Consider the following 26137-nt stretch of genomic DNA (forward strand, 5'->3'; position numbering starts at 1 on the left):
GAACGTTACTCATTGGCGTGCCGGTATCAACTCAAATCCCCGGCATTCTATATCTTGACGGCGGCGGATTGCCGCCTGCACCTGCAGCAAAGGGAGCGTGCCCATGTTCAAAGGCTCTATGCCAGCACTCGTCACCCCGTTTTCGAACGGCGAGCTGGATCTGGATGCGCTCAAACGCTTGGTGGAATGGAATATTGCCGAAGGCTCAACCGGTCTGGTGCCCGTCGGCACCACTGGCGAAAGCCCGACGCTGACCCATGACGAGCATGAGCTGGTCATCGAGGAAGTGGTCAAGGCGGCGGCAGGCCGGGTGCCGGTGATTGCCGGTGCGGGCTCCAATAACACCGTCGAGATGATTCGATTCGTCGAGTTTGCCAAGAAGGTGGGTGCCGATGCGGCACTTGTTGTGACCCCGTATTACAACAAGCCGACCCAGCGCGGTATGCTGCAGCATTTTACCGCAGCCCATGACTGCGCGGATCTGCCGATCATCATCTACAACATCCCGGGCCGTTCGATCGTGGACATGACCCCTGCCACTATGGGCGAGCTGGCCAAACTGCCGCGCATTGTGGGTGTGAAGGATGCAACCGGCGATATTGCCCGCGTCAGCCAGCAGCGCGCCTCCTGCGGTGCGGATTTCGTGCAACTGTCCGGCGAAGACGCCACCGCGCTGGGCTTCAACGCCCATGGCGGGGTGGGCTGCATTTCGGTCACTGCCAATGTAGCGCCGAAGCTTTGCGCCGAGTTCCAGGCTGCAACACTGGCAGGTGACTACGCATCGGCACTGGCCTATCAGGACAAACTGATGCCGCTGCATGAGGCGATCTTCATCGAGCCGGGCCTGGCTGGTGCCAAATACGGTCTGTCGAAACTCGGCATGTGCAGCGAAGAGGTCCGCTCGCCGCTGACCACGCTGGAAGACAGCACCAAGGCCGCAATTGATGCTGCCATGGCCTACGCCGGCCTGGTCTGAAGCCAGACACAATCAGACAGCAGCGGGCGGCCTCCCAGCGGAGTGCCGCCCGTTTGCGCCCTGGGTCCCGTCTTCATCTGGCCGGAAATACCCCGGGGTGAATTGCCCCTTCAGGGGCAAGAGGGGCTGGGCCTCCCGTCCGTTTAATCCAGTGCTTTGACCAGATGCCGCGTCTTTTCCGGATTCCGGGTCACGTAGATCCGGGAAATCCGGCCTTCCCGGATTTCCAGCGCTGTCGCTTGCAGAATGCCGTCCTCTGCCCAGTTCAATATGGCCGGCAGGCCGTTCAACTGGCAGAACCGCCAGCGATCCGGCGTCCTGCAGCCGGATTTGCGGGCAATCCCCTCAAGCAGCCGCAGCACCTTGTCCCGCCCGTAGATCGGATTGAGAGCCGCCATTGCCTTGCCGCCGCCGTCGGAGATGAGCTGAACTTCCTGTGTCAGCAGCCGGGTCAGTACCGCGGTGTCGCCGGTCTTGGATGCGCGGAAAAAGGCTTCAGTCAGATCGCGTCCCTGGTCCGGGTCTGCAGGGGCATGCGGTTGAAGTTTCTGCACTTTGCGCCGGGCTCTTGCCGCGAGTTGGCGGCAGGCGTCCGGGGTTCGGTTCAGCGCTGCGGAAATGTCCTCATAGGCGCTGTCGAAGATGTCGTGCAGCAGAAAGGCGGCGCGTTCCAGCGGCGACAGGGTTTCCAGCGCCAGCAGCAGCGCGACCGTGACATCGTGATCCAGAAGCTCGGTCGCGTCGTCTGTCAGAATGGGTTCGGGCAACCATTCACCGGGGTAGGTTTCGCGCCGGGCGCGCGCCGATTTCAGCTGGTCCAGACACAGCCGCGTGGTGATCCGCATCAGATAGCCGGTCGGATCCTGCACCTGCGTTTGCGGGGCTGTCTGCCAGCGCAGAAAGGCGTCCTGCAGAATGTCCTCGGCGTCGCTCACACTGCCCAGCATCCGGTAAGCGGCCGCAAACAATCGCGGCCGCGCCTTCTGAAACGCATCGGTTTCATCTGTTTTGGGGTTTGCACTCACGCGGCACTTGCCTCCTGTCCGGCAGGATGGGGGGTGCGGAAGCCGATTGCAATCCGGTTCCAGGCGTTGATGGTGGAGACCACCAATGTCAGTGCCGCCTGTTCACGCGGGGAAAACTGCTGTGCGACCAGATCATAGTCCGCGTCCGGCGCCGCAGTGGCCTCAATTCTTGTCAAGGCTTCGGTCCAGGCCAGGGCCGCCTGTTCCCGCGCGGAGTATAGCGAAGACTCCCGCCAGGCATTCAGGAGGTGCATCCGGTCTTCGCTCTCACCTTTCGAGCGCATGTCATGCGTGTGCATGTGGATGCAATACGCACAGCCATTGATTTGCGAGGCGCGCAGTTTCACCAATTCAATCAGGCTGTGTTCCAGGCCGCTGTCTTTCAGCGTGGCTTCAAGCGCCAGCATCGGTTGAAACAAGTCCGGTGCGATAGCGAAGTAATCAAGGCGCTGGGTCATCATTCTGTTCCTTTTCAGATGGCTTCAGGAACAGGACGAGGCAGCAAGGGCGTTTGTGACCTGCTGCCGGAAAAACACTCAAAAAAAGCCGGGGCGCCTGGATTGGGCGCCCCGGATCCGTGTCAGCGTTTGCCGTAGTAAAGGCCGACGACATGTTCCGCCTGAGCAAAGAACAGCCAGCGCGAGGTTGCGATACCTGCAATGTGCGACAGCGCCGCGAGGGCGGCAAACACATGTTTGATCACAACGCCCTGAACCGGGGTCAGGAGCAGCAAAAGCGGCAGGGCGAAACCCAGCACAAATGCAATCATCCGGAGCTTCTGGGCGTGTTTACGGCCGACCACATGCACGAACTCGCGCAACAGGTAGTTCGACCCGGTGTGCGGCGGCTCAAACGCGCGCACCGCGCCGCGGTCGCCGAGGCCGGTGGCGGTGCCGATGTCGGTGCCGGACGCCTCCAGCGCCTTGTCGCCTTTGGCCCAATAGGCCAGCTGCACCGAACCTGCGATCGCCAGCAGCCAGGGCGCCACGGCTTCGGCACCGGCCAGCAGTGCGCCGCCTGCCAGGCTGAACGACAGGAAGACCGCCGGGGTCAGCTCCATATTCCAGCGCGGGATGGTCTTGAGCTGGGTGTAGATCATCGAGGTGGTGAAGACGGTGGCAAGGCTGAGGGCAGCACCAATCCAGCCCAGCAATGTCCACTGGCTGTCGAAGAACACCGCGCCAAGCGCATAAAGTCCCATGAAAAGCAGGGCTCCAACGGCGCAGACGCCCTCGCGCGACAGCCAGCTGGTCTTCCACTGGGTGAAAGCGCGCCAGGCCCGTTCCGGGCGGCCCAGGTGGAAGGTGGAGGCCAGCAGGCCGCCGCAGGCCAGGCCAAAGGCGATGGCGTAGAACACAAAGGCCACAGCGCCGGTCACCGCAGGCTGGCCGAGGCCGAGGAAGGCCAGCAGGCCAAAGCCAAGACCCGACAGGGTGGTGAAGATAATGACGGATGGTGCGGGATGCATCAGTGCGCCCCCCCTGAAGAAGTGCCTGGAAGTTTGTCGAGTGCCTTGTCGAGCCAGCCGAGGAACCCTTGCGGCTCTTCCGCGACCGGGGCCAGCAGCGGCGCGAGGATGTCGATCTGATCCTCGATCTGGTCCTTGGGCCGGGGCGGCAGGTATTTGTTTACTGGCTTGGTGCCCATCTCCGGCATCAGATCCATACCGCCGCGCTCCTCTACGAGTTTGGAGACATCGCTGTCCGGATCGCCCAAATCGCCGAAATGGCGCGCGCCGGCCGGGCAGGTCCGCACGCACGAAGGAACGCGGTCCACTTCCGGCAGGTTCTCGTTATAGATCCGGTCCACACAGAGCGTGCATTTCTTCATCACACCCTCGGCCAGATCCAGTTCCCGCGCGCCGTAAGGGCAGGACCACGCACACAGGCCGCAGCCTATACAGTGGTCTTCGTTCACCAGGACGATGCCGTCCTCGACACGTTTATAACTGGCGCCGGTGGGGCAGACGGTGACGCAAGGTGCGTCCTCGCAATGAAGGCAGGACTTGGGGAAATGGATCAGCTGCGCCGCCGGATCCGGCTGGCTGCTGCAGGGGGTCGGCTTCACCTCATAGGAATGCACCCGGTTCAGGAAGGTGCCCGAGGGATCGCCGCCGTAGGGGTCCTGATCCGACAAGGGCGCGCCGTAGTTTTCGGTGTTCCAGCCTTTGCAGGAAATCACACAGGCATGGCAGCCGACGCAGGTGTCCAGGTCGATGACCAGACCCATTTTGCGCTCTGTGGAGTTGGGGAGCTGGGTCACGTCAGCGTACCTCCGCAATATTGGTGAAGGCAGGTTGGGGCGCTGCCCCAGACCCCGGGATATTGGGGGCCAGAAGAAGAAGCCGGATCATTTGCCTACTTTCCATTTCAATTCTTTGGGGCCGGTGCCGACCGGCGACTCCTGTGCCGGGAAGGCTGGCTGGCTTTCCTGCAGATCTGCGGGTGCAGCGGCCTTTTCAATTTTCACTTTCAGATCGAACCAGGCAGCCTGGCCGGTGATCGGGTCCGAGTTGGCCCACCGCATGCCGTCGCCTTTGGGTGGCAGCAGCTCGTGGATCAGGTGATTGAGCAGGAAGCCCTTGGTGGCCTCCGGTGCGTCCTCTTCCAGCGCCCAGGCGCCCTTGCGCTTGCCGATGGCGTTCCAGGTCCAGACGGTGTTTTCGTTCAGCGCGGCCATCTCCATTACCGGCACGGTGATCTCGCCATGCGGCGAGGTGACCTTGGCCCAGTCGCCGTCCTGCAGCCCGTTCTCCTGCATCAGCTTGGTCGGCACATACAGCGGGTTGCGGCCATGCAGCTGGCGCAGCCAGGCGTTCTGGGTGCCCCAGGAGTGGTACATTGCCATCGGGCGCTGTGTCAGCGCATTGACGGTGAAGCCCTCGTTACCCTGCTGGTCGGTCTCGTACCAGATCGGCAGCGGGTCCATCACGTCCTTGACCCGCTGGCGCAGGTGGTCCGGCGGCTGGCGGTCGCCGTGGCCTTCGGCGGCGAGCTGGAACTTGCGCATCGGCTCCACATAAAGCTGGAACAGATAGGGCTGCGGGCTGTCATAGATGCCCATGTCCACCGCCCAGTCCTGATAGGTGGTGTTCCAGGGTTTGTAGTAACCTGCCTCTTCTGGAATGTGGGCCACATGGAAGCCGCCGTTTTCTATGTATTGTTTCAGCTGCTCCGGGTTCACCTCGCCGCGGCCGGTTTTGCTGCCGTCTTCACCGCGAAAACCGGACAACGGGCCAATTCCCGGCTTGCGCTCGTGGTTGACGATGTAGTCGGCGTAGTCTTTCCACTTGGCGGTGCGGTCCTCGTTGGTGAAGCCGGGCAGCTTCATCCGGTTGGCGAGCTGGACCAGCACGGTCTGGAAGCCGCGCACGTCGCGGTCGGGCTCGATCACCGGCCAGCGGATCGCATCCGCCGCCGCATCCGCCTCGCAGATCGGGCGGTCCAGCAGCGAGATACAGTCGTGGCGTTCCAGATAGGTGGTGTCAGGCAGGATCAGGTCGGCAAAAGCCACCATCTCGGACGAATAGGCGTCTGAGTAGATGATATGCGGGATCTTGTAGTCGCCGTTCTCATCCTTGTCGGTCAGCATCTCCATTACACCCTTAGTGTTCATGGAGGAGTTCCACGACATGTTGGCCATATACATGAACAGCGTGTCGATCTTATAGGGATCACCCGCATGCGCGTTGGAGATCACCATGTGCATCAGCCCATGCGCCGACATCGGGTTTTCCCAGGTGAACGCCTTGTCGATCCGCGCCGGGCTGCCGTCTTCCTTCAGCGCCAGATGCTCGGGGCCGCGCACAAAGCCCAGATGCGGGCCGTCCAGCGGGGTGTCGGGGGTCGCCTTGCAGTGCGGGGTCGGGTGCGCCTCGACCGGTTTGGGGTAGGGCGGTTTGAAGCGGAAGCCGCCGGGGACCTCAACCGTGCCAAGGATGATCTGCAGCACATGCAGCGCGCGGCAGGTCTGAAAGCCGTTGGCGTGCGCAGAGACGCCCCGCATCGAGTGCATCGAGACCGGGCGGCCGGTCATCTTGGTGTGTTTCTCTCCGCGGAAATCTGTCCATTCGACGTCCAGCTCAAACGCCTCGTCAAAGGCGACGCGGGCCAGCTCGCCGGCAATGGCGCGGATACGCTTGGCCGGGATGCCGCATTTCTCGGCGATGGCTTCGGGGGCGTATTCATCGGCCAGATAGCGTTCGGCCATCTGGTGAAACACCGGGCGGTGTGTGACACCGTCTTTTTCATAGACTGCCGACAGGTCGGGGCGCACGCCGGGCTGGTCAAACGGAGTCAGTTTGCCGGTGTTGCGGTCAATGACCAGCATTTTGTCGTCATCATCGCGCAGGAACAGACCCTTGTCCGGTCCTTCGGCAGCGTTCACCAGCACCGGCGCATTAGTATAGCGGCTGAGGTAATCCAGGTCGATCTTGCCGGCCTTCATCAGCACATGGATCATCGACAGGATGAACAGCCCGTCGGTGCCCGGCGTGATACCGACCCATTCATCTGCAATCGCGTTATAGCCGGAGCGGATCGGATTGACGCCGATCACCCGCGCGCCGCGCTTTTTGATCTTGCCCAGCCCCATCTTGATCGGGTTGGAATCGTGATCCTCGGCCACGCCAAACAGCATGAACAGCTTGGTGTGGTCCCAGTCGGGCTGGCCGAACTCCCAGAACGCGCCGCCCATGGTGTAGATACCGGCCGTGGCCATGTTGACCGAGCAGAAACCGCCATGCGCCGCATAGTTCGGGGTGCCGAAGCTTTGCGCCCAGAAGCTGGTGAAGCTTTGCGACTGGTCACGTCCGGTGAAAAACGCCAGCTGCTCGGGCGCCTCGTGGCGGACCGGCTCCAGCCAGCCCACTGCAATCGCCAGTGCTTCGTCCCAGGAGATTTCCTTGTACTGGCCGGAGCCGCGCGGGCCGGTGCGTATCATCGGCGCCTTCAAGCGTGACGGCGCGTTGACCTGCATGATGCCGGCCGACCCTTTGGCGCAGAGCACGCCTTTGTTCACCGGGTGGTCGCGGTTGCCTTCAATGTACGCAACCTTGCCGTCTTTCATATGCACATTGATGCCGCAGCGGCAGGCGCACATGTAACAGGTGGTTTGCCGGATCTCGTCCGAGACCTTGGGCGACGTGTTCAGGATTGGCTGCTGATGGGTCATGGGCGGGTCCTGTTGGGTGTTTCGGGCGACCGTATGACGGAAAGCCTCAATTTGGGAATAGTGTTCTGCAAGGGTTCGGATTTTTGGGAGGATGGTTCAAATATCCGGACCTGATGCGCCTGCGGCCTGCAGGATGGTGACGGCGATGATCTGGGTGACATCTTCGGCGCTGCAGCCGCGCGACAGGTCGTTGGCGGGTTTGGCCAGCCCCTGCAGCACCGGTCCGATGGCGGAATAACCACCCAGCCGCTGGGTGATCTTATAGCCGATATTGCCTGCATCCAGATTGGGGAAGATCATCACATTGGCCTGGCCCGCAACCCTGGAGCCGGGCGATTTCCGTTCTCCGATCGCGGGCACAAAGGCGGCGTCGAACTGCAGTTCGCCATCGGCCTGCAGATCAGGGTGCGCGTCCTGGAACAGGCGGAGGGCCTCGGTTACCTTGTCCACGGCCGGATGCTTGGCGCTGCCCTTAGTGGAGAAGCTGAGGAATGCCAGTTTCGGATCCGCCCGCAGCAGCGCTTGCGCGGATCGGGCCGAAGCTGCAGCGATCGAGACCATCTCGGCCGGTTTCGGATCAATCACCAGGCCGCAATCGGAATAGAGCATCGCGCGGGCGCCATCCGGGGCGCCATCAGGCGGGTACATCAGGAAAAAGGAGGACACCATGCCGGCATCCGGCGCCATGCCGATTACCTGAATGGCGCTGCGCACCACGTCGCCGGTGGTGTGAACCGCGCCGCCGACGGTGCCGGTGGCATGGCCCAGACGCACCAGCATGGCGGCATAGGCCAGCGGAGTTTCAGCGGCTGCGCGGGCGGCGGCCTCATCCACGCCCTTGTGCTTGCGAAGCTCAAGGTATTCAGCGGCGAAGGTTCCAGTCAGCCCGGATGTGGCCGGGTCATGAACCGCGACGCCCTTGCTTGCGCTGGCGCCTTCGGCTTGCAGGGCTGCTTCGACTTCTGCCTGCGGGCCGATCAGGATCACATCGGCGATACCGGCCTGATGCGCGGCCAGGGCACCCGCCACGACGCGGGGGTCAGTGCCTTCGCTAAGGGCAACAACAGGACGGATGGCCGGGGCTTCGGCCTGCAGCAGTTCGAGGGGCGAGAGTGTTTTGGTCACGGGCATTGGTCCTGTAGCTGCGGTTCGGGGCGTCGGGGCGTTCAGAACGCTAGCCGCGCGATATTGATCAGCGAAAAGGCGGTCAGCATCAGCACCACCGCGCGCCGGAACAGTCTTTGCGAGACCGCATGAAAACTGCGGGAGCCGGCCCAGATGCCGAGCCCCAGAATGGGAAAGGCCAGCAGGATGCCGGTCAGCGTTTCCGGACCCACCAGCCCGTTTGCGGCCATCACCGGCAGCGCCATCAGGTCGATGCCCGTCAGAAACACGATCATCGTCGCGCGGAACACCGCAGGCGGCACCGGCTGCGCGGTCAGAAAAGCCGCCACTGGAAGCCCGCCGACACCGGCACTGTTGGCGATGCCTGCGATGGCGCCGACACCCGCGGTGCCATTGCGCCCGACCGGGCGTTCCAGCTGCCAGCCGCTTAGCAAAACCAGGCTCAGCACCAGAATCAGGCAGGAGATCGCCATCCGCGCCTCGTATTCTCCCAGCCGGGCCATGATGGCGATGGCGGGAACAGTGGCGACGGCGGCACCGGCCAGCAGGGCAAAGGCGCGGCGCCAGTCGATATGCGGGCGGATGCCGCGCGCCTGAAAGACGGTCATGGCGATTTCGCAGGAAAACACCACCGGGATCAGCGGCAGCGGATTGGTGGTCAGCGCTGCCAGAATGATAAAGATCGCGGAAAATCCAAAGCCGGAAAAGCCGCGGATCAAGGCCGCCGCGAATAACGCGGCGGCCAGATAGGCCCCCTGGCCCATTGAAAGGTCAAAGGGCAGGGGCATCAGGTTCAGACCTGCTGCGGACGCATGTCGTCTTTGCTGATGCCAGCAACGGCGACCGGTTTCTTCATTGCGTCGCGGCGGAAGGGTTCACCCAGTTCCTGGTTGATCATCGCTTCGATCAGCGTGGTGATGCCTTTCTTCTGGTCTTCGCAAGCCTGGCGCAGGGCGTCGGTCAGCTCGTCCTGAGTACGGGCAATCACACCTTTCAGGCCGCAGGCATTGGCGATACCGGCATAAGACACCTGGGTGTCCAGCTCGGTGCCGACAAAGTTGTCGTCGAACCACAGGGTGGAGTTACGCTTTTCCGCGCCCCACTGGTAGTTGCGGAAGACAACCTGGGTCACGGCGGGCCATTCTTCGCGGCCAATCGCGGTCAGCTCGGTCACTGCGATGCCGAAGGCGCCGTCGCCCGAGAAGCCGACAACCGGAACGTCCGGACAGCCGATTTTCGCGCCGACAACCGCCGGCAGGCCGTAGCCGCAGGGGCCGAACAGGCCGGGGGCCAGGTATTTGCGGCCGTCCTCAAACGACGGGTAGGCGTTGCCGATGGCGCAGTTGTTGCCGATGTCCGAGGAGATGATCGCGTCCTTGGGCAGGCCAGCCTGGATCGCACGCCATGCACGGCGCGGCGACAGCCAGTCGGGCTTGGCATCGCGGGCACGCTGGTTCCAGGTGGTGCCGGGATCGTCCTGCTCGCTGTCCATCGAAGACAGTTCCTGTGCCCAGGCAGACTTGGTGTGCGAGATCAGCGCCTTGCGCTCATCGCGGCCTGCGTCGCCTGCGGTGTCCGCCAGTTGGCCAAGGATGGTGTCTGCAACGGTTTTTGCGTCGCCAACGATGCCGACGGTGACTTTCTTGGTCAGGCCGATGCGGTCCGGATTGATGTCAACCTGGATGATTTTCGCGTCGGTCGGCCAGTAGTCAATGCCATAGCCGGGCAGGGTCGAGAACGGGTTCAGGCGGGTGCCCAGTGCCAGCACGACGTCAGCCTTGGAGATCAGCTCCATGCCGGCCTTGGAACCATTGTAGCCCAGCGGGCCTGCAAACAGTGGGTGCGAGCCGGGGAAGGCGTCGTTGTGCTGGTAGCCAACGCAAACCGGGGCATCCAGACGCTCGGCCAGAGCCATCGAAGCAGGGATCGCGCCGCCGATGACAACGCCGGCACCGTTCAGGATGACCGGGAATTTGGCGTTCGACAGCAGCTCGGCTGCCTGGCTCACCGCATCCGCACCGCCGGAGGGCAGTTCAAAGTCGACGATTGCGGGCAGGTCGATGTCGATGACCTGAGTGAAGTAGTCGCGCGGCACGTTGATCTGGGCCGGCGCCGAGTTGCGCTTGGCCTGCATGATCACGCGGTTCAGGACTTCCGCCATGCGGGAGGGGTCGCGCACTTCTTCCTGGTAGCAGACGCAGTCGGCAAACATGCGCATCTGTTCCATTTCCTGGAAACCGCCCTGACCCATGGTCTTGTTCGCGGCCTGCGGGGTGACCAGCAGCAGCGGGGTGTGGTTCCAGTAGGCGGTTTTCACGGCGGTGACGAAGTTGGTGATGCCGGGACCGTTCTGGGCGATCATCATCGACATCTTGCCGGTGGCGCGGGTGTAGCCGTCCGCCATCATGCCGCCGGACCCTTCGTGGGCGCAGTCCCAGAAGGTGATGCCTGCCGGCTCAAAGATATCGGAAATCGGCATCATGGCCGAGCCGATGATGCCAAAGGCGTGTTCGATGCCGTGCATTTGCAGGGTTTTGACGAAGGCTTCTTCGGTGGTCATTTTCATGGCGGGTTCTCCTGAGTGAGACGCGGAATTCCCCCGGGCGCAGTGCCGGGAATTGACTCTGGTTTAGGGGGCGGGGGGAGGCCGGGTTAGGGCCAGTTATCAAACCCGGATAGGTCCAAAACTGGACCTATGAAAATAGCAGGACAGGATTTTCACATAAGCTTCAGTTGGTCACGTGATGCGGGCACATGAATGCGATTGGCGCGGCAAATGATACGTTTGGTATCATTTGCCGCGCCAATCGCCGTTGGCTCTGGGATTCAGCTCTGCTTCAGTGCCTTGGCAATCAGTGCCAGGCCAGGTTCGATTCTTGTGGCGGGAATCGAAGAATAGCCAAGCCGGTAATAGTTCTGCTGGCGGTGCTCGGCACCAAAGAACGGTGCGCCGGGTTCGATGATGACGCTCTTTTCCTTCAGCCGGTCTGCAACAGCGGTGGTATCCACCCCGTCCGGCGCGCGCATCCACAGGGCCGAGCCGCCAAAGCTGCCGACACCAGCAATGGTGAGGCCGTGCTTGCGGATGGCATCCTCGATCACTGCGCGGCGGTCATGCAGAACCTTTGCAGTCCGGCGGATCTGGGCGTCGTAGTGTCCCAGCGACAGGAAATAGGCGACCGTGCGCTGGACATGGCCCGGCGGATGCCGCAGCACGCTGGCGCGCAATGCCCTGGCCTGGCGGATAAACGGTTCCGAGCCGACCAGATACCCAAGCCGCAGCCCGGGAAACAGCGATTTGGAGAAACTGCCGGCATAGATCACCCGTCCTTCGGTATCGAGAGACTTCAGCGAAGGGGAAGGCGCGCCAAGAAAGGACATTTCGAATTCGTAATCATCCTCGACAATCACCGCGTCGATTTCGCTCGCCCGCTGCAGCAGCTCCTTGCGCCGTTCCATCGGCATGGTGAAGGTGGTCGGGCTTTGGTGGCTGGGTGTGCAAAAGATCACATCGGTGTCTTGCGAAATCTGCTCTGGCGGCAGCCCGCCGTCATCGACCGGAATGCAGTCCACCTGGCAGCGGGTCTGCACCACCTGGTCGCGCAGAGTGTAATAGGCCGGATCCTCCACCGCAGCCCGCCGCCCTCGGTTCAACAGCAGTTGCGAGGTGATCCACAGCGCATTCTGGGCGCCCAGGGTGATCAAAACTTCTTCAGGCCGGGCGGTGATCCCGCGCCGCGGCAGCGTGTGGCGGGCGATGTATTCGATCAGCAGCGGATCGTCCTGATCGAAGTAATCATTTGCCAGGGCGGCAAAATCCTTCTGCCCCAATGCCCGCAGCGCGCACAGCCGCCAGTTGGCATGGTCAAACAGCGAAGCATCGGCCTGACCGTAGATGAAGGGATAGCGGTACTCGCGCCAGTCCTGTGGTTTGCGCGGGGTGTCGCCGCCGGTAAAGCTGCGCGCCAGCACCTTGCCCCAATCCATTGCATCGCCGGACTTCTGCTGCGGCGTATAGGAGGGCGGCACCGGCGCATTGTCTGAAACGAAGTATCCCGAGCGCCCGCGCGAGGTGAGATAGTCATTGGCCAAGAGCTCGGTATAGGCCAGCGTCACGGTGATCCGGCTGATCCCCAGATGCGCCGCCAGCTTGCGCGAGGACGGCAGCTTTTCCCCGACCCGGAACCGGCCGGACAAAATGCCCTCGGCAATCATTTCCTGGATCTGCGCCTGCAGCGTGCCCTGAGCGTCCGGGTTGAGGAAGAAGGTATCGACGGAAATGGCCATGCGCGCCACCTTAGGGTGGACTTAAATAGGGTGCAATCTGGACTTAGGGCCAGTTTGGAGAAAACTGCGGCTTGCTGTGGTCTGGCAACCAGTTCCAGCCGCATCCGACCTGTTTCTTGCGGTTTCCAGCAAGGGACAGCGGCAAGCGCAGGAACCGGGTCGCCGTTGGTCACGGCAGTTCTCTAGTCGTTCCAGCACAGCCATTCAGGAGATGATTATGGAACTGAAAAACAAGACACTCATCATTACCGGCGCCAGCAGCGGCATTGGCGCCGCTGCAGCGCTGCTGTTTGCGGCAGAAGGGGCCAATGTCGTGCTGGGGGCCCGGCGGCAGACTGAACTGCAGACCCTTGCCGGGCAGATCAACCAAAGCGGCGGCAAAGCGGCCTGTCTTGCCGGCGATGTCACCAGCGAAGCCTATTCGGCAAACCTGGTGGCGCTTGCGGTGGAAGAATTCGGCGGGCTCGACGGGGCCTTCAATAATGCGGGCATGATGGGCGATATGGGACCCGTGGATCAAATGGATGCTGCCAATTGGAACGCGGTGATTGCTGCCAACCTCACTGGGGCGTTTTTCTCGGCCAAGGCGCAGATACCGGCGCTAAGGGCGCGGGGCAGCGGGTCGCTTGTCTTTACCGGATCCTTTGTTGGCTTCAGCAACGGCGGCATGCCGGGGATGGGCGCCTATGCCGCGTCAAAGGCCGGGCTGGCCGGGCTGGTCCAGTCGCTGGCCTCTGATCACGCGGCAGAAGGCATCCGGGTGAATGCCTTGCTGCCCGGCGGGACCAAGACCGCCATGGCGGGAGACGATCCGGAGACGCACAGCTTTATCGCCGGGCTGCACCCGATGAAGCGGATGGCCGCCCCGTCTGAAATAGCCCAGGCCGCAATGTTCCTGTTGTCGGACCGGTCCAGCTTCGTAACCGGAACCCCAATGGCGGTGGACGGCGGGGTTGCCGTGCGGCTGGTCTAGGCCCCAGCACCTAAAACGAATGCACCTAAAACGAAAAAGCGCCCCGGAAAATCCGGGGCGCAGTTTGATCGTCCAACAGGGAGAGATGTCAGCCGAATACTTTGGTCAGGGCATTGTCGACCGCATCGCAGATCTGGTCGATGTCGTCTGCGGTGGCGATCAGCGCGGGGCTGAAGCAAAGGGTGTTGTTGCGGCCCGGCAGCGAGCGGTTGGTTACACCGATGATCACGCCCTGCGCGCCGCATTCTGCGACAACCTGCTGGGCCAGCTTCTCGTCCACGGGTTCCTTGGTGTCACGGTCTGCGACCAACTCGGCGCCCAGGAACAGGCCCTTGCCGCGCACATCGCCGATCACGGCGTGCTTTTCTTTCAGCGCGGCCAGGTTGCTGAGCATGCGCTCGCCCATGGCGGTGCAGTTGTCCAGCAGGTTCTCTTCCTCGATGATGCGCATGTTTTCCAACGCCGCAGCGGGGCCGGCCGTGCAGCCGCCAAAGGTCGAGATGTCGCGGAAATAGCCCATTGGGTCCGAGGCGTCTTCCTTGAACATGTTGAAGACTTCCTCGGTGGTCACCATGCAGGCAATCGCCGCATAACCTGAAGCCACACCTTTGGCCATGGTCACAAAGTCGGGTTTGATGCCGTACTGCTGGTAGCCGAACCATTTGCCGGTGCGGCCAACGCCGCAGACCACTTCGTCGATGTGCAGCAGCACGTCGTGCTTCTTGCAGATCTCCTGCACGCGCTCCCAGTAGCCTTCGGGTGCCTCAATGACGCCGCCGCCAGCGGTCACCGGCTCCAGGCACAGGGCGCCAACGGTTTCCGGGCCTTCGCGCAGGATGACTTCTTCGATGGCGTCTGCTGCAGCGATGCCGAATTCGCGGCCGGACAGGTGTTCCAGCCCCAGCTCATGCTTGCGGTACTCCATGCAGTGCGGCACGCGGACAAAGTCCGGCGCAAAGGGGCCGTACTGCGCATTGCGCTCGTCCTGACCGCCGGCCGACATGGTCGCCAGGGTGGAGCCGTGATAGTCGCGGTCGCGGTACAGGATCTTGGTTTTCTTGCCGCCGTATTTCTTGTGGGCGATCTGACGGATCATCTTGAAGGCCTTCTCGTTGGCCTCGGATCCGGAGTTGGTGTAGTAGACGCGGGTCATACCCGGCATCTTCTCGATCAGCTTTTCGGCAAACAGCGCACCGGGGATGGAACCGGCGGAGTTGGCGAAATAGCAGAGCTTCATCATCTGCTCATAGACAGCTTTGCAGACGCTTTCGCGGCCATAGCCGACGTTGACAGTCCAGACACCGCCGGACACCGCATCCAGGAACTCCTTGCCGTTCTGATCCCAGACGCGCATGCCCTTGCCTTCGACAATGATGCGCGGGTCAGTGGTTTCCAGCGCCTTGTGCTGGAACAGGTGATGCCACATGTGGGCCTTGTCGGCCTCGACCACACGGGAGAGATCGTTTTCGTTGAACGTGCCGTCCATGACATGTCCTTTCGGCGTTAGAAGTGAATCAGGCTGCCCGGAACCCTACAGGGCTTCAGAGGCGTATTATGTACCAGAAACGTCAGATTTCGGGAATTGGTTAGGGCCAGAGCATGTGCTTGCTTAGGTCCAGAGCTACCCGGCTCAAGCAGTTCAGCGGCGGATCACGGGGTGCAGAATCGTCGTAAAACAAACGTTCTGAAATGACGGCCTTGAGAGCGGTTGTCCCGGGCCGCAGGCTGCAGTCATCCTGAACGCGAGTCGCGGCAGGGCAGGCTGCAGAGGGGGACAACCGGTGGCAGAATACAGATTGATGGCGGCCCCGAACGGAGCCCGGCGCGGGCGCGGGGATCACCCGCAGCTGCCGGTGACGCCACAGCAGACGGCCCGGACAGCGGCAGCCTGTTTTGCGGCCGGCGCCCAGGCGCTGCATCTGCATGTGCGCGACGATGAGGGCCGCCATTCGCTGGACGCGGGCCGCTACCGCGAAGCCCTTGATGCGGTGCGGGAAAGCGTGACGGGGATGGCGGTGCAGATCACCACCGAAAGCGCCGGTCTCTATGATGTGGCTGACCAGCTCGCCTGCCTGGAGGCGCTGCGCCCTGCCGCAGCTTCGGTTTCGGTGCGGGAAATGGCACGGGACCCGCAACTGGCCGCGCGTGCCTACGCGCTGAGCTTGGAGGCGGGCACCCAGGTGCAGCACATTCTTTACGGACCCGACTGCATCGCCCGGCTGCGGGCCTGGTATCAGGACGGCACCGTACCCAGCACCCTGCGCGATGCGATCTTTGTTCTGGGCAAGTACAATCCGCCGGTTCTGGCGCAGCCCGAAGGCCTGGCAGCCTTCCGTGACGCTACGGCAGACTTGCGCCTCGGCTGGACCGTCTGCGCCTTTGGCCGCCACGAGCGCGCCTGCCTGCTGGCCGCCGTCGCTGCGGGCGGGAATGCGCGAATCGGATTTGAGAATAACATCGAAACACCGGAAGGCGGGCTGCTGGCAGACAATGCAGCCTCGGTTGCCGCCTTCGTCCAGGCCGCGCGGGATGCGGGCCATAGCCTCAAGGAGTGCTGATCATGAGCGCCCAAATCAAAAGCCACGTCTTTCCCCGCCACACCAAGGCCACGCTGCCCACCGCGGTTTCCGGCGACGGCTGTTATCTGATCGACGCGGACGGCAAGCGCTATTTCGACGGCTCCGGCGGCGCCGCGGTCTCCTGCCTCGGCCACTCCGACGCCGATGTGATCAAGGCGGTGCAGGACCAGGTGGGCAAGCTGGCCTTTGCCCATACCGGCTTTCTCACCTCGGACCCCGCCGAGGAACTGGCCGACCTGCTGGTGGCCAATGCGCCGGGCGATATCGACCGCGTCTATTTTGTCTCCGGCGGCTCCGAGGCGACCGAGGCGGCAATCAAGCTGGCACGCCAATACCACCTGGAGCGCGGCGAGCCGCAGCGCCGCCACATCATCGCCCGCAAGCAAAGCTACCACGGCAACACCCTTGGCGCGCTGGCCGCAGGCGGCAACGAATGGCGCCGCACGCAATTTGCGCCGCTGCTGATCGACATTTCACACATCTCGGCCTGTTACGAATACGTGGGCCGGGCCGAGGGTGAGAGCAGCTTTGACTATGGTCAGCGGGTGGCGAATGAGCTGGAAACGGAAATCCTGCGCCTTGGCCCCGAAACCGTGATGGCCTTCATGGCCGAACCTGTGGTCGGTGCCACCTCAGGTGCGGTGCCGGCGGTTGCTGGCTACTTCAAGCGCATCCGCGAGATTTGCGACCAATACGGCGTGCTGCTGATTCTGGACGAGGTGATGTGCGGCATGGGCCGTACCGGGCATCTGTTTGCCTGCGAGGCGGATGGCGTGGTGCCGGATATTCTGTGCATCGCCAAGGGTCTTGGCGCCGGTTATCAGCCGATTGGTGCAATGCTTTGTACCCGCCAGATCTATGAGGCGATCGAGCATGGATCCGGGTTTTTCCAGCACGGCCACACCTATATCGGCCACCCGGTGGCCACCGCTTCTGGCCTCGCCGTGGTCAAGGCGATGCTGGAACGCGGGTTGGTGCAGCGCTGTGCTGAAATGGGTGAAAAGCTGCAGGCGGCGCTGGAGGACCGGTTCGGCCAGCACGCACACGTCGGAGACATCCGCGGCCGCGGGCTGTTCCGCGGGGTCGAGCTGGTGGCTGACCGCGACACCAAGGAACCCTTCGATCCGGCGCTGGGCTTGGCCAAGAACATCAAGAAGGCTGCGTTTCAGGCGGGTCTGATCTGCTATCCGATGTCCGGCACCCGCGACGGCCAGAACGGCGACCACATCCTGTTGGCCCCACCCTTCATCATCACCGATGAACAAATCACCGAGGTGGTGGACAAGCTGGAAACGGCGATCTCCCAGTGTTTGCCGCAGGGGTGAACAGCCCAGTAAGAGGAGGTAGCCGCCCGGCGGTTGGCCGGGTGCTGTTGTCAGGTGAATGTGTTTCCGGTGTAGCCTAGCTGCTCCAAAACGCTGGCGTAATTTTCGACGCCCTGCGCGCCGGTCACCAGATGGCGGCCATCAAACACCATCGCGGGTACGCCGCGGATGCCCTGGTTCACCCAGAACGCCGCGCGCTGGCGCACGCTGTCCGCGTGTTTGCCGCTGTCCAGCGCGGCACGGGCTTCTGAGCCGTCAAGGCGGAGATTTTCGGCAGCCTGTGTCAGAACCTCCGGGTCCGAGACATTTTTGCCATCGGTGAAATAGGCCGCCAGCAGCGCCTGCTTCATCTCATGACCCTTGCCGCGTTCCTCTGCCCATTCGATCAGCTGATGTGCCTGGAACGTGTTGTAGATCCGCATCCCTTCAAAGAAGCGGAAGGTGAAGCCCAAGGCCTCTCCGAGTTTGGTCAGCTGTGCCCGCACCTGTGCCGATTGTTCCGCCGTGCTGCCGTATTTCGCCGCCAGATGCTCTCGCAGGTCCTCGCCTTCCGGCACCATGCCCGGGTTCAATTCAAACGGTTGCCAGTGGATGCCGAGCTGAACTCCGGCGCGGCGGGCGGCAAAAGCCAGCTGGTTGTAGCCGACCGCGCACCAGGGGCAAACAACATCTGAAATTATATCGACCCTGAGGACGGGCCGGTTAGGGGTCTCTGCCATGGGGCTGGTCCTTTGGTTTTCAGAGTCTCTCAGTGGAAATGGGGGCAAAGCGACGGGAAAACAACAGTTGCAGCAGTGCTTACCTGCAGAGCGTTTCATTCCCGGTGCCGCCCGGCGCAAGCAAGGCCTGTGGCAGTCTTAAGCATCCCCTGTGCGAAAACGCCGTTCCGGCCCGCACTCCGCACATCTGTGCCAAGGCGCGCCTTATCTGCCGGGACAGGCAGGTGGAGCACATCACCCGCAATATGCTGGACCGGCTCGGCGCGTGGCGGCCCTCGCGCAGATTTTTGTTGACCTGCAATGCTTCGGCTTCAGTGTCAGTCTGCGGACAGCCTGATCCCGCCAAAGGAGACCGCCATGCCCCGGATCGATACGCTCCTCTCTGCCTTTCCCCGTGCCAGCCTGCTTGGACAGCCCACGCCGTTGGAACGTCTCGGCCGACTGTCGGAGGAACTGGATATTGACCTCTGGATCAAGCGGGACGATCTGACCGGTCTCAGCTTTGGCGGCAACAAGACGCGCCAGTTGGAGTATTACATCGGTGCCGCGCGGGCGGCTGCGGCCGATACCATCCTGATCACCGGCGCGGTGCAGTCTAATTTCGCCCGTACCGCCGCCGCGGCGGCGGCGAAATACGGGATGCACGCGGTGCTGCAGCGAGAGGAGCGGGTGGCTGGCATGGATCCGCTCTACTACAGTTCGGGCAATATCTTTCTGTCGGACATCCTTGGTGCCGATGTGATGCGCTATCCTGATGGCGAGGATGAGGTCGGCGCGGATGCTGCCCTGGAAGCCTGCGCCGAAGACCTGCGCGCCAAGGGCCGCAGCTCTTACATTATTCCGCTTGGCCTTGGTCATCCGCCGCTTGGCGCGCTTGGGTATGTGCAGGGCGGGGCGGAGCTGGCAGCGCAGATTGGCGGTTTTGATGCAGCCGTGGTGCCGTCGGGGAGCGGAGCGACCCACGGCGGGTTCTTGACCGGGGTGCGCCTCGCAGGCATCACCGCGCCGGTCTTTGGCATCTGTGTGCGCCGTGATGCTGCGTTGCAGAAGGCGCGGCTGGAGCAAGTGGCGGATGCGCTGGCCACCCTGATGGGTATCCCGCGTCCATTTGGCTGCGATGACATTTTCACCTGGGACGGTGCGCTGGCTCCTGGCTATGGCCGCGCAGGCCCTGCCACCCGCACTGCGCTCCAGCGGATGGCCAGAACCGAAGGGATCCTGCTGGACCCGGTCTATTCTGCCAAGACCTTTGCAGGGCTGCTGGGCTTGTTGAAGGAGGGGGCAATCACCAAGGGCCAGAAAATTCTGCTGCTGCATACCGGCGGGCTGCCGGCGCTGTTTGCCTATCAAAACGATCTTGGTTTCGGTGGAGCCGGCGCGCTATGATCCGCTGCCAGTGGATTGCGCAGGCCCCAGAGGATCTTTTGCAGCGCCGCCCCCGCGGGGACACGGCGGAATAACTACGGGCCGTGAAAAGGCCGCCGGTCATGGCAGGAGCAGAGCCGACCGGTGGGTTTTGCGGTGGCTTAACTTTTGCCGAGCCGGCTTGCGTCCCGCGCAATCGCTTCGATTGCGGCCCAATTGCCAGCCTCGACCAGATCGGGTGGCGCCACCCAGCTGCCGCCGGCGCAGACCACGTTGGGCAGGCTTAGATAGGTTTCCGCATTGGCGGGGCTGATGCCGCCAGTGGGGCAGAAGGAGATTTGCGGCAAGGGCGCGCCGATCGCTTTCAGCGCGGGCGCACCGCCTGAGGCTTCAGCCGGGAAAAACTTCAGCATGCCATAACCGCGCGCCAGCAGGCGCATCGCCTCGGTTGCTGTTGCAGCACCGGGTAACAGCGGCAGGCCGATGGATTCGCAGGCGTCCAGCAAGTCATCCGTCGCGCCGGGGGAGACGCCGAACTGCGCGCCGGCCTCCTTGGCGGCTTCGGCGTCTTTGGGGGTGATCAGCGTGCCGGCTCCGACCACACCGCCCTTCACCTGTGCCATTTCGCGGATCACATCCAGCGCAGCACTTGTGCGCAGGGTGACTTCCAGTGCCGGCAATCCGCCGGCGATCAGTGCTTCGGCTAGTGGCCGGGCATGGGCTGCATCCTCCACCACCAGCACCGGCATCACCGGCGCCAGGGTGCAGATCCCGCATGTGCGCAGGCTGGAGTCCTGAGGGGTTATCCGCGTCATACTAAACTCCAAAAACGCTGGCGCCTTCGTCGGCCGAAGCGACCGAGCGGCGGAACAGGGAAAACAGCTCACGCCCGGTGCCGTGCTGATAGGCGCTGAGGTCGGCAGTGGCGGCGTCGCGCTCCAGCACGCCGCCGGTGAGGATTTCCAGCGTGCCGCGCACCGCGTCCAGCCGCAGCAGGTCGCCGTCCTGGAGTTTGGCAATCGGGCCGCCGTCCAGCGCTTCGGGCACCACATGGATTGCGGCGGGGATCTTGCCGGAGGCTCCAGACATCCGCCCGTCGGTGACCAGCGCCACCTTCTGGCCCTTGCCCTGCATGATACCCAGCATCGGGGTCAGACTGTGCAGTTCCGGCATGCCGTTGGCCTTGGGGCCCTGAAAGCGCACCACAACGATCACGTCGCCGGTGAGTTCCCCTGCCTTGAAGGCGGCCTTGGCTTCCTCTTGGTCATGAAAGACGCGGGCGGTGGCCTGGATCACCTGGTGTTCCCTGGCCACTGCCGAGACCTTGATCACCGACGTGCCCAGGTTGCCGGTCAGCCGCTTCAATCCGCCGGTCGCCTGGAACGGTGCGTCCACCGGGCGCAGCACCGCGTCATTCAGGCTTTGCCCCGGACCGGCGCGGAAGGTCAGGCCGTCCTCGGACAGGAACGGCTCCATCACGTAGTTCTCCAACCCTTCGCCCGCCACGGTTTTGGTGTCAGGGTGGAGGCCGCCGGCCTTCAGCAGTTCGCCGATCATGTAGCCGAGGCCGCCGGCTGCGTGGAAATGGTTCACGTCAGCAAGGCCGTTGGGATAGACCTTTGCCAAAAGCGGTACCGCTTCGGACAGATCTGCAAAGTCCTGCCAGTCCAGCAGGATGCCGCCCGCACGGGCCATTGCGATCAGGTGGATCAGCAAGTTGGTGGAGCCGCCGGTGGCCATCAGCCCGACGATGCCATTGGCATAGGCTTTCTCGTCCAGAACGTCGCAGACCGGGGTGTAATTATTTCCCAATGCACTGAGCGACAGCGCGCGTTTGGCGCCCTCAACAGTCAGCGCCTCGCGCAGCGGTGTGCCGGGTGTGACAAAAGAGGAGCCGGGCAAGTGCAGACCCATGAACTCCATCAGCATCTGGTTGGTGTTAGCAGTGCCGTAGAAGGTGCAGGTGCCGGGCCCATGATAGGCCGCCATTTCTGCCTTCAGCAATTCCTCGCGGCTGATTTCTCCGGCCGCAAATCTCTGGCGGATCTTGGCTTTGTCATCGTTGGCGAGGCCGCTGATCATCGGGCCTGCCGGCAGGAAAACCGCCGGGATGTGGCCGAACGCCTGCGCGCCGATCACCAGCCCCGGCACGATCTTGTCGCAGACGCCAAGAAAGACCGCAGCGTCGAATACATTATGGCTAAGCGCGATTCCTGCGGCCATGGCAATGGTGTCGCGGGAAAACAGGCTCAGCTCCATGCCGGCCTCTCCTTGGGTGACGCCGTCGCACATGGCAGGCACCCCGCCGGCCACTTGGGCGGTGCCGCCGCCTTTGCGCACCGCGTCGCGGATCAGGGCCGGGTAGGTCTCAAATGGCTGGTGCGCCGAAAGCATGTCGTTGTAGGCGGTGACAATGCCGAGGTGGCCCTTGGAACCTTGGGCCAGCTTCTGTTGGTCGGGACCGGTTGCGGCATAGGCGTGAGCCTGGCCAGAGCAGGACAGATGCGCCCGCGCAGGCCCTTTCCCGCGTGCCGCCCGCATCCGCTCCAAATAGGCCGCACGGGTGGCCTCGCTGCGGGCGATGATGCGATCGGTGACGGCGGCCAGGGTGGGGTTCAGGGTCATGGGGTGCCTTTGTAGCAAACTGCGGGGGCAAAGGGGAGGGCGGTCATTTTAGGTTCCGATACTGCGCCAGCGGCGGCCGTCGCGGTGGATCAGCAGCAACGAGTCATCGGGGCCGGCGCTGCCGCTGTCGTAGGGCTGCGGGGCCTCGCCGGCGTCCTGCCACCCGGCGATGATCGGATCAGCCCAGGCCCAGGCGGCCTCGACCTCATCGCCGCGCATGAAAAGGGTCTGGTTGCCACGGATCACATCCATGATCAGCCGTTCATAGGCATCCTGCGGGCGGCCCGATTCAGGCAGCTCATCAGCGAATGTCATGTCCAGGTTGGCGCCGGTCAGGCGCATGCCGCCGGGGCCGGGGTCCTTGATGGTGGTTTTCAGCGTGATGCCCTCATCCGGTTGCAGGCGGATCACCAGCACATTTCCATGCACGGTGCCGGAGCCTTCAAAGATGTTGTGCGGCGGATCGCGGAAATAGACCGCGATCTCGCTCATCCGCTCGCGCAGGCATTTGCCGGTGCGCAAGTAGAACGGGATCCCGGCCCAGCGCCAGTTTGCCACCTCCGCCTTCAGCGCGATATAGCTTTCGGTGCGGCTGGAGGGATTGCCGGCATGATCGCGGTAGCTGTCGCCGGATTTGTCCCCGTTCCGGCCCCGGTACTGGCCGCGGGCGATGCTGGACTGGGGAACCGGGCGCAGGGCCTCGATCACCTTGACCTTCTCGTCGCGCACCGCATTGGGGGTGAATTGCGCGGGCGGCTCCATTGCAGTGAGGCACAGAAGCTGCATCAGGTGGTTCTGCACCATATCCCGCATGGCGCCGGATTTGTCGTAGTACTCGCCACGTCCTTCGACCCCGATGCTTTCGGCCACGGTGATCTGCACATGGTCGATGTGAGAGGAGTTCCACAAAGGTTCAAACAGCGAATTGGCAAAGCGCAGAGCCATCAGGTTCTGCACCGTTTCTTTGCCCAGATAATGGTCGATCCGGTAGATCTGCTGTTCTTCAAAATGCGCCCGCAGCGCGGTGTTCAGGGATTGGGCCGAGGCTAGGTCGTGGCCAAAGGGTTTTTCCAGCACTATGCGGCTGTCGGGGGTGGCGATGCCGGTCTCGCTGAGGCGGCGGGCAATGTCGGTGAACAGCGACGGGCCGACCGACAAGTAGAAGGCGCGCACCGCATCGTCGCGCAGTTTCCCGTGAATCACATCCCAGCCGCTGTCGCCGCGCGCATCCACCGCGACATAATCCAGAAGCGCCGTGAAACCGGCGATTTCCTCGGGTGTCGTCTCCACGTCCTGGCCGAAATCGCGGACCGCGTCGGCAGTCTGGGCGCGGAACTCCTCGGCCGTCAGATCGCTGCGGGAGCTGCCGATGATGCGGCAGTCCGCGCTGAACTGGCCGATCTGGAAACGGTGAAACAAGGCCGGCAAGATTTTGCGGCGGGCCAGATCACCGGTCGCGCCAAACAGCACGAGGTCAAAGGGTTCAACGGGGATGACGCGGGAAACCATTGATTTTACATCGCTGTTCTACAGGGGCCGGGCTATTGTGCCGTTTGGGGCGGGGCAATTCAATTGCGTCTGTTGCAATACGGCTGGCTAAAGTTGAGTTAACGCTAACATGCGGGGTCGGTGAGGGCCATCCGAAAAAATGCGGCTGCCGGCCCGCTTGCAAATAGGTCAACAGTGCTGATCAATTGTTGCCCTGTCCCGGACTTCCCGCTTGAATTGATTGCGGGCTTAAGGAATTGGGTAGTCATGAGCACGTTTCACTGCCCCAATTGCGCCAGCCCGGTGACCCCGGCGGCGGCCGCGGTCAAGCTGACAGCCTGCGAGTCCTGCGGCACCACCCTATTCATCGAGGATGCGCAGGCGCGGCTGGCGGGCGAAGCAGGCATCATGCACGCGACGCCGATGCTGTTCGGCCTGGGTGGAACGACCCGGCTAGGCGGCCGGAGTTTGCAGATCCTGGGCCATGCGCGGTTTGCTTACGGGCGCGGATTTTGGGATGAATTCTGGGCTTTGGACACTAGCGGTACCCCTTTCTAGGCGTCTTTGGACGAGGGCGATATCGTGCTGCAAGGGCGCTGACGCGCTCTGGCTGGCTGCGGTATGATGGCTATCATCCTCTCAGGCAGCGCATTGACTATGACAGCGTTGAGTTCGCCGTCACCTAAGAAGACAACGCCGAATGCGTCGCAGTGCGGGCAGTCTCGATCAGTCCCTGCTGTTGAAGCGCGCTACCGTTTTGTGAACTTGCTGGGCGACGACGGCACGCTGTTGTCCGGTGAGTTCCAGGGGAGCAGCCGCGAATGGTACCGCGGCCACTGGTTCGATCCGTTTGAGGTCGAGGTGCTGGCATGACACGCAAAGCTGGGCTGACGGCGGCCATCTGGTTTTCACCCGCCGCTACCGCCGCCCGGTGTCGGTGCATTGGTTGGAACGCTTGGAACACCGGTCAAAAGTGCCTGCGGAATCCCGCTTCTTCCGCTATTGCGACACCTCCACCAGTCGGGTTGCCTTCGCCGAACGGGAGCTCACCTGGTCTCCCAGGAAAAGGTGAAAAGACCACCGCGGTCAAGACGCTAGCTGATGACGCAATGCTGAGCGCTGCCAATACGCTGAGATTCCATGCGCTGGCGGGCTACTATCAGGACGGATGGGATCAGTGGATTGAGGCGGGCCGTCTCCCGGCATGGGAAACGAACCGGAAACCCCGGTTTTCCGCGCCGGAGTTTTGGTGAAATTCCGGTGCCGCTGACGGCGGGCCTTTATGTATTTGATCAAATCTTGCGGGAACGTGCTGCAGCCGCTAAGCATGATCCGAAGGACACAGGCACCAACAGGGAGGAATGCCCATGACCCCGCTAGCCGGCCTTAAGGTGGTTGAACTTGCCCGTATCCTGGCCGGGCCCTGGATCGGCCAGTCGCTGGCGGATCTGGGCGCCGAAGTGGTGAAGGTGGAAAGCCCGGACGGCGACGATACCCGCAAATGGGGGCCGCCGTTCATTGAGCGGGACGGTGACAAGACCGCCGCCTATTATTATGCCGCCAACCGGGGCAAGGACTGTGTAATAGCTGACTTCCGGACTGAAGGCGGCAAGCAGGCGGTGATCGATCTGATCCGGGATGCTGACATCCTGATCGAGAACTTCAAGGTTGGCGGCCTGAAGAAATACGGATTGGATTACGACAGCCTGGCGCAGATCAACCCACGGCTGATCTACTGCTCCGTCACCGGTTTTGGCCAGGACGGGCCTTATGCCAAACGGGCAGGCTATGACTTTCTGCTGCAGGGGATGTCAGGTCTGATGTCGATCACCGGCGCGCAGGACGGCCAGCCGCAAAAGGTCGGCGTGGCGATCACCGATATTGTCACCGGGCTTTATGGCACCATCGGCATCCTGGCGGCAGTGGAGCAGCGCCACACAACGGGCCGCGGCCAGCATCTGGATATGTCGCTGATGGATTGCGCGACGGCCCTGCTGGCAAACCAGGCAATGAACTATCTGGCAACCGGCGACAGTCCGGTGCGGCTGGGCAATGATCATCCGAATATCGCGCCCTATCAGGTGATGGCGGTGAAAGACGGCCATGTGATCCTGGCGGTGGGCAATGACGGGCAGTTCCAGCGGCTGTGCGATGTGTTGGGGCTGGCAGAAGCCAAGGCGGACGCACGGTTCCAGACCAACCAGCTGCGGGTTGCCAACCGCAAGGTGCTGACGGCGGTTCTGGAGGAAGTGCTGGCGGACTGGGCGCAAACGGAGCTTCTGGCGGCGCTGGAAGCGGCGACGGTGCCTGCCGGGCCGATCAACACTATCGGGCAGGCCTTTGAGGATCCGCAGATACAGCACCGGCAGATGCAGATCGCACCGGAAGGCGTGCCAGGAGTGCGGGGTCCGTGGAAGTTTTCCGAAGCGGAACTTGCGTTGGATAAATCGGCGCCGAAGCTGCCGGAGTAACCCGCAG

At 62.9% G+C, this 26137-nt stretch carries 22 protein-coding genes; 8 read left to right on the top strand and 14 right to left on the bottom strand.

What is annotated here, in order from left to right; translation table 11 throughout:
* Positions 1 to 103: 103 nt before the first annotated feature.
* Entirely contained in the window at positions 104 to 976 is an 873-nt protein-coding gene (gene dapA, locus AQUI_RS0110545) for a 4-hydroxy-tetrahydrodipicolinate synthase (RefSeq protein ID WP_027257489.1), read from the top strand.
* Between the two features lie 143 nt (positions 977 to 1119).
* Here dapA and AQUI_RS0110550 read toward each other — a convergent pair whose 3' ends face one another.
* From AQUI_RS0110550 to pdxR, 9 genes are all read right to left on the bottom strand, one after another.
* On the bottom strand, positions 1120 to 2001 hold the full coding sequence (locus AQUI_RS0110550; protein WP_027257490.1) for a sigma-70 family RNA polymerase sigma factor: 882 nt from the start codon (positions 1999 to 2001) through the stop codon (positions 1120 to 1122).
* A complete protein-coding gene (locus AQUI_RS0110555; protein WP_027257491.1) occupies positions 1998 to 2459 on the bottom strand; it encodes a carboxymuconolactone decarboxylase family protein in 462 nt (153 codons plus the stop codon). The genes AQUI_RS0110550 and AQUI_RS0110555 overlap by 4 nt, the downstream gene beginning before the upstream one ends.
* Positions 2460 to 2581: 122 nt before the next feature.
* Positions 2582 to 3469: a dimethyl sulfoxide reductase anchor subunit family protein gene (locus AQUI_RS0110560; protein WP_027257492.1), complete on the bottom strand. Its 888-nt coding sequence runs from the start codon at positions 3467 to 3469 to the stop codon at positions 2582 to 2584.
* Positions 3469 to 4263: a 4Fe-4S dicluster domain-containing protein gene (locus AQUI_RS0110565; RefSeq protein ID WP_027257493.1), complete on the bottom strand. Its 795-nt coding sequence runs from the start codon at positions 4261 to 4263 to the stop codon at positions 3469 to 3471. The genes AQUI_RS0110560 and AQUI_RS0110565 overlap by 1 nt, the downstream gene beginning before the upstream one ends.
* An 87-nt stretch (positions 4264 to 4350) precedes the next feature.
* Positions 4351 to 7173 (bottom strand): molybdopterin oxidoreductase family protein, encoded by a 2823-nt coding sequence (locus AQUI_RS0110570; protein ID WP_027257494.1) that lies wholly within the window; start codon positions 7171 to 7173, stop codon positions 4351 to 4353.
* 96 nt (positions 7174 to 7269) lie between these two features.
* Entirely contained in the window at positions 7270 to 8304 is a 1035-nt protein-coding gene (gene pta, locus AQUI_RS0110575) for a phosphate acetyltransferase (protein ID WP_035919907.1), read from the bottom strand.
* Between the two features lie 35 nt (positions 8305 to 8339).
* The gene (locus AQUI_RS0110580) at positions 8340 to 9086 is read right to left on the bottom strand and encodes a sulfite exporter TauE/SafE family protein (protein ID WP_027257496.1); all 747 of its coding nucleotides are present in this window, start codon (positions 9084 to 9086) and stop codon (positions 8340 to 8342) included.
* Between the two features lie 5 nt (positions 9087 to 9091).
* A complete protein-coding gene (gene xsc / locus AQUI_RS0110585; RefSeq protein WP_027257497.1) occupies positions 9092 to 10864 on the bottom strand; it encodes a sulfoacetaldehyde acetyltransferase in 1773 nt (590 codons plus the stop codon).
* A gap of 260 nt (positions 10865 to 11124) precedes the next feature.
* Entirely contained in the window at positions 11125 to 12585 is a 1461-nt protein-coding gene (gene pdxR, locus AQUI_RS0110590; RefSeq protein ID WP_027257498.1) for a MocR-like pyridoxine biosynthesis transcription factor PdxR, read from the bottom strand.
* A gap of 217 nt (positions 12586 to 12802) precedes the next feature.
* On the opposite strand from pdxR, the gene AQUI_RS0110595 reads away from it, so the two are divergent.
* Positions 12803 to 13558, top strand: coding sequence for an SDR family oxidoreductase (locus AQUI_RS0110595; protein WP_027257499.1), 756 nt, complete (start codon positions 12803 to 12805; stop codon positions 13556 to 13558).
* 88 nt (positions 13559 to 13646) lie between these two features.
* On the opposite strand, the gene AQUI_RS0110600 is transcribed toward AQUI_RS0110595, so the two are convergent.
* Positions 13647 to 15044, bottom strand: a complete 1398-nt coding sequence (locus AQUI_RS0110600; protein WP_027257500.1) for an aminotransferase family protein — start codon at positions 15042 to 15044, stop codon at positions 13647 to 13649.
* Between the two features lie 295 nt (positions 15045 to 15339).
* On the opposite strand from AQUI_RS0110600, the gene AQUI_RS0110605 reads away from it, so the two are divergent.
* Both AQUI_RS0110605 and AQUI_RS0110610 read left to right on the top strand, forming a co-directional pair.
* Positions 15340 to 16116 carry a beta-keto acid cleavage family enzyme gene (locus tag AQUI_RS0110605; RefSeq protein WP_027257501.1) on the top strand — a complete coding sequence of 259 codons (777 nt, stop codon included), beginning with the start codon at positions 15340 to 15342 and terminating at the stop codon, positions 16114 to 16116.
* Positions 16117 to 16118: 2 nt separating this feature from the next.
* Entirely contained in the window at positions 16119 to 17462 is a 1344-nt protein-coding gene (locus AQUI_RS0110610; RefSeq protein WP_035919910.1) for an aspartate aminotransferase family protein, read from the top strand.
* A gap of 50 nt (positions 17463 to 17512) precedes the next feature.
* On the opposite strand, the gene AQUI_RS0110615 is transcribed toward AQUI_RS0110610, so the two are convergent.
* Complete coding sequence (locus AQUI_RS0110615; protein WP_035919911.1) at positions 17513 to 18181, bottom strand: DsbA family oxidoreductase; 669 nt, start codon at positions 18179 to 18181, stop codon at positions 17513 to 17515.
* A gap of 357 nt (positions 18182 to 18538) precedes the next feature.
* On the opposite strand from AQUI_RS0110615, the gene AQUI_RS27600 reads away from it, so the two are divergent.
* Positions 18539 to 19567 carry a D-cysteine desulfhydrase family protein gene (locus AQUI_RS27600; protein ID WP_035919912.1) on the top strand — a complete coding sequence of 343 codons (1029 nt, stop codon included), beginning with the start codon at positions 18539 to 18541 and terminating at the stop codon, positions 19565 to 19567.
* A gap of 140 nt (positions 19568 to 19707) precedes the next feature.
* Here the strand turns inward: AQUI_RS27600 and eda are convergent, their stop codons facing one another.
* Genes eda through zwf form a run of 3 tightly spaced genes read right to left on the bottom strand, consistent with a single transcriptional unit; the run spans position 19708 to position 23680 of the window.
* On the bottom strand, positions 19708 to 20361 hold the full coding sequence (gene eda, locus AQUI_RS0110625) for a bifunctional 4-hydroxy-2-oxoglutarate aldolase/2-dehydro-3-deoxy-phosphogluconate aldolase (RefSeq protein ID WP_035919914.1): 654 nt from the start codon (positions 20359 to 20361) through the stop codon (positions 19708 to 19710).
* 1 nt (position 20362) lies between these two features.
* Positions 20363 to 22171, bottom strand: a complete 1809-nt coding sequence (edd, locus tag AQUI_RS0110630) for a phosphogluconate dehydratase (RefSeq protein ID WP_027257505.1) — start codon at positions 22169 to 22171, stop codon at positions 20363 to 20365.
* Between the two features lie 48 nt (positions 22172 to 22219).
* On the bottom strand, positions 22220 to 23680 hold the full coding sequence (gene zwf / locus AQUI_RS0110635) for a glucose-6-phosphate dehydrogenase (protein ID WP_027257506.1): 1461 nt from the start codon (positions 23678 to 23680) through the stop codon (positions 22220 to 22222).
* A gap of 246 nt (positions 23681 to 23926) precedes the next feature.
* On the opposite strand from zwf, the gene AQUI_RS0110640 reads away from it, so the two are divergent.
* From AQUI_RS0110640 to AQUI_RS0110655, 3 genes are all read left to right on the top strand, one after another.
* On the top strand, positions 23927 to 24217 hold the full coding sequence (locus tag AQUI_RS0110640; RefSeq protein WP_156916803.1) for a hypothetical protein: 291 nt from the start codon (positions 23927 to 23929) through the stop codon (positions 24215 to 24217).
* A 99-nt stretch (positions 24218 to 24316) separates the two neighbouring features.
* Positions 24317 to 24532: a hypothetical protein gene (locus AQUI_RS30670; RefSeq protein WP_156916804.1), complete on the top strand. Its 216-nt coding sequence runs from the start codon at positions 24317 to 24319 to the stop codon at positions 24530 to 24532.
* Between the two features lie 494 nt (positions 24533 to 25026).
* Positions 25027 to 26130, top strand: coding sequence for a CaiB/BaiF CoA transferase family protein (locus AQUI_RS0110655; RefSeq protein WP_027257508.1), 1104 nt, complete (start codon positions 25027 to 25029; stop codon positions 26128 to 26130).
* The last annotated feature ends 7 nt before the right edge of the window (positions 26131 to 26137 follow it).

This window comes from Leisingera aquimarina DSM 24565, from assembly GCF_000473165.1.
GTDB lineage: Bacteria > Pseudomonadota > Alphaproteobacteria > Rhodobacterales > Rhodobacteraceae > Leisingera > Leisingera aquimarina.